This window comes from Mesorhizobium silamurunense (assembly GCF_014843825.1).
In the GTDB taxonomy this organism is placed as follows: domain Bacteria; phylum Pseudomonadota; class Alphaproteobacteria; order Rhizobiales; family Rhizobiaceae; genus Mesorhizobium; species Mesorhizobium silamurunense.
Genome location: NZ_JHQR01000414.1, coordinates 1 through 3,266, shown reverse-complemented (window position 1 = coordinate 3,266; position 3,266 = coordinate 1). Strand labels below are relative to the sequence as shown.

The 3,266-nt window shown below is 63.7% G+C and carries 3 protein-coding genes and 2 pseudogenes; all 5 read right to left on the bottom strand.

Annotation, left to right across the window (positions count from 1 at the left end):
* Nucleotides 1–236 (bottom strand): annotated as a pseudogene (locus DH10_RS35270) (bifunctional diaminohydroxyphosphoribosylaminopyrimidine deaminase/5-amino-6-(5-phosphoribosylamino)uracil reductase RibD); the annotation flags it as partial.
* 2 nt (nucleotides 237–238) lie between these two features.
* Entirely contained in the window at nucleotides 239–718 is a 480-nt protein-coding gene (gene nrdR / locus DH10_RS35265) for a transcriptional regulator NrdR (protein ID WP_059184872.1), read from the bottom strand.
* Between the two features lie 214 nt (nucleotides 719–932).
* Nucleotides 933–1,523, bottom strand: coding sequence for an invasion associated locus B family protein (locus DH10_RS35260; RefSeq protein ID WP_192257075.1), 591 nt, complete (start codon nucleotides 1,521–1,523; stop codon nucleotides 933–935).
* Between the two features lie 96 nt (nucleotides 1,524–1,619).
* Nucleotides 1,620–2,933, bottom strand: coding sequence for a serine hydroxymethyltransferase (glyA, locus tag DH10_RS35255; protein WP_192385905.1), 1,314 nt, complete (start codon nucleotides 2,931–2,933; stop codon nucleotides 1,620–1,622).
* Between the two features lie 129 nt (nucleotides 2,934–3,062).
* Nucleotides 3,063–3,266: pseudogene (locus DH10_RS35250) on the bottom strand (Na+/H+ antiporter); the annotation flags it as partial.

Here is a 3,266-nt window from a genome sequence, read left to right as displayed (position 1 = left end):
GCCAGCTCGCCGGCCTCGGCCAGCGCTTCGGTCTCGGCATGCGGCCGGCCGCCAACAGCAGTCACACCGGTGCCGATGATCATCGGGCCAGCGCCGTCGTCGCGCACGATAATCGTGCCGACGGAAGGGTTGGTCGAAGTGCGGCCGGCGTTGCGGCGCGACAGCCTGATGGCGGCCGCCATGAAGCGGCGGTCAAGGGCCGCTTGATCGGCCTCGGTCAGTCGAGATCCAGCCATGATCAGCCGGCGTCCTCCTCGGTCTTTTCCTCGTCGCCTTTCAGCTCGCCCAGCAATTCGTGAAAATCCTTGGCTTCACGGAAATTGCGATAGACCGAGGCGAAGCGGACATAAGCGACGTCGTCGAGCGACTTCAATGCCTCCATGACCAGCCGGCCGACCTCGCCGGAGGCCACTTCCGTCTCGCCGGAGCTTTCGAGCTGGCGCACGATGCCGGTCACCGCGCGGTCGATGCGCTCGGGGTCGACGTTGCGCTTGCGGACCGCGATCTCGACCGAGCGCAAAAGCTTGTCGCGATCGAACGGCACCTTGCGGCCAGACTTCTTGATGACGACGAGATCGCGCAGCTGCACGCGTTCGAAGGTGGTGAAGCGGCCGCCGCAATCCGGACAGACGCGGCGCCTGCGGATCGCCGCGCCATCCTCGGCGGGACGCGAATCCTTCACCTGCGTATCTTCGGACTGGCAATAGGGGCAGCGCATGGAGAGCCTTCGGTTCGCGATTCTAGAGCATGATCCCGAAAAGTTGCAGACTTTTCGGAGAAGATCATGCTTCAAAAACAAAATCTTAGAGCGAGATGGCGATCCAAGGAAGCGCCATCTCGCTCTAGTGGGCGAAAGGCTTAGAGCCTTTTAAGCCTCAGAGATAGCGAGGCGCGAGGAAGATTGCCAGCGCCCTGCCCGACCGGCCGTCGTGTCAGGGCGTGACGTCCTTTGTCTGGAACCCACAGGACGTGCCGAGATTGCGATAGGCCTTGGTGAAGCCGTCCATCGGGATGCTGGCGACGGTCTGCGTGCCGAAGACGACGTCGAGCGAGGTGACTTTTCGCATGGCGCGCAGCAAGGCGAGGCTGGTCTTGGCCTGGTTGTCGACCGTCCAGCTTGGTCGGCCGTTGACGGCATCGTTCGAATAGACTTTCGCGGAAACCTTGACGCCGGGATCGCCGAAGGTCGCGGCGATGTTCTTGCCGGTCGGCAGGTCCTTGTTGTCGACAGTGATCATGATCGCGGGATAGGCATCGGGCGGCAGGGCGTCGCCGGTCGAGATCGACAGCGTGAGAGTGCCCGCATTGCCGATGCCGTCGACGAAAGCCGTGGAGGCTGCGCAGGTCTTGTGCGCGTCCTGCCCGGTATCGAGCGTGTCAAAGATAGTCGTCCACCTGCCGAAGGTGCTGGTCGCCGGCAAACTCGAATCCGGCTGTGCTTGCTGCTGGGCGACCGCGCCGGACACAGTGAAACCGGCCAGCGAGCCGAACAGGGCCACGGCGGCAAGACGGAAAATGCGCATCATCAAGTCTCCAGTTCGGAGCGCCGTCCAATCAGGACGGCGCTCTGCCGGCGGATAAAAGATGACGCGCGGCGCTCGGTCAACCAAGCGGGGGGGTCAACCAAGATAGGGGTAGAGCGGGAAACGATCGGTCAGCGCCGTGACCTTGGCCTTGACCGCAGCCTCGACCGCCGCATTGCCTTCGTCCGAATTCGCCACCTTCAGCCCGTCCAGCACCTCGGCGATCAGCTTGCCGATCTCGCGGAACTCAGCCTGACCGAAGCCCCGCGTGGTGCCTGCCGGTGTGCCGAGACGGACACCGGAGGTGACGAACGGCTTTTCCGGATCGAAGGGGATGCCGTTCTTGTTGCAGGTGATGTTGGCGCGCCCGAGTGCGGCCTCGGCGCGCTTGCCGGTGGCGTTCTTCGGACGCAGGTCGACCAGCATCAGATGGTTGTCGGTGCCGCCCGAGACGATGTCGAGGCCGGTTTCCTGCAGGCTCGAAGCCAGCGCCTTGGCGTTGGCGACGATGCTCTCGGCATAGGCCTTGAAGCTCGGCTTGAGCGCCTCGCCGAGCGCCACCGCCTTGGCGGCGATGACATGCATCAGCGGGCCGCCCTGAAGCCCCGGAAAGACGGCCGAATTCATCTTCTTGGCGATCTCCTCGTCGTTGCACAGGATCATGCCGCCGCGCGGGCCGCGCAGCGACTTGTGCGTGGTCGTGGTCACGACATGGGCATGGGGCAGCGGCGACGGGTGCATGCCGCCGGCGACGAGGCCGGCGATGTGGGCCATATCGACCATCAGATAAGCACCGACCGCATCGGCAATCTCGCGAAAACGCTTCCAGTCCCAGATGCGCGAATAGGCGGTGCCGCCGGCCAGGATCAGCTTCGGCTTGGTCTCGTGCGCGGTCTTCTCGATCGCGTCCATGTCGAGCAGATGATCGTCCTTGCGCACGCCGTAGGAGACGACCTTGAACCACTTGCCGCTCATGTTGACCGGCGAGCCGTGGGTGAGATGGCCGCCGGAATTCAAGTCGAGGCCCATGAAGGTGTCGCAGGGCTGCAAGAGCGCTAGGAACACGGCCTGGTTCATCTGGCTGCCGGAGTTCGGCTGAACGTTGGCGAAGTTGCACCCGAACAGCTTCTTGGCGCGCTCGATGGCCAGTTCCTCGGCCACATCGACGAACTGGCAGCCGCCATAGTAGCGCTTGCCCGGATAGCCCTCGGCATATTTGTTGGTCATGATCGACCCCTGCGCCTCGAGCACGGCGCGGGACACGATGTTTTCCGAGGCGATCAGCTCGATCTCATGGCGCTGGCGGCCAAGCTCGTTGCGGATGGCGCCGAAAATTTCCGGATCGGCATCGGCAAGCGTGGTCTCGAAGAAGGATTCGAATTTGCTGGAGGCTGCCGCGGCATTTGACATGGCTTGCTTTCCCTTGGGGCCGGAGGTCTTGCGAGGTCGCCGCGCCATTAACACAGTTGTTTGGAGCCCGCCACGTTTGCGGCGCGAAATTTGCTGGTCGGATTGCGCCAAAGCAAATCGGCTGAAACGTTATTTCCTGTCCTGCCGGCTCTTGAGCAGGGCTTCGGTCAGCGTGATCTCGGAAAACAGCGCCCGCATCGTGTGGTCGTTGATTTCGCGGCTGCGGAACATGGCGCGCACGGCGGCGCGCTCCGCCTCGATGCCGGCGCGCCTCAACTCCAGCTCCAGCCGTCCTGCTTCGCGCGCCTCGGCGCGCGCTTCATCGGCTTCGTC

Excerpts from the sequence above, each read along its gene's own strand:
- nrdR (WP_059184872.1), bottom strand. The coding sequence starts at position 718 with ATGCGCTGCCCCTATTGCCAGTCCGAAGATACGCAGGTGAAGGATTCG.
- glyA (WP_192385905.1), bottom strand. The coding sequence starts at position 2,933 with ATGTCAAATGCCGCGGCAGCCTCCAGCAAATTCGAATCCTTCTTCGAG.
- DH10_RS35260 (WP_192257075.1), bottom strand. The coding sequence starts at position 1,523 with ATGCGCATTTTCCGTCTTGCCGCCGTGGCCCTGTTCGGCTCGCTGGCC.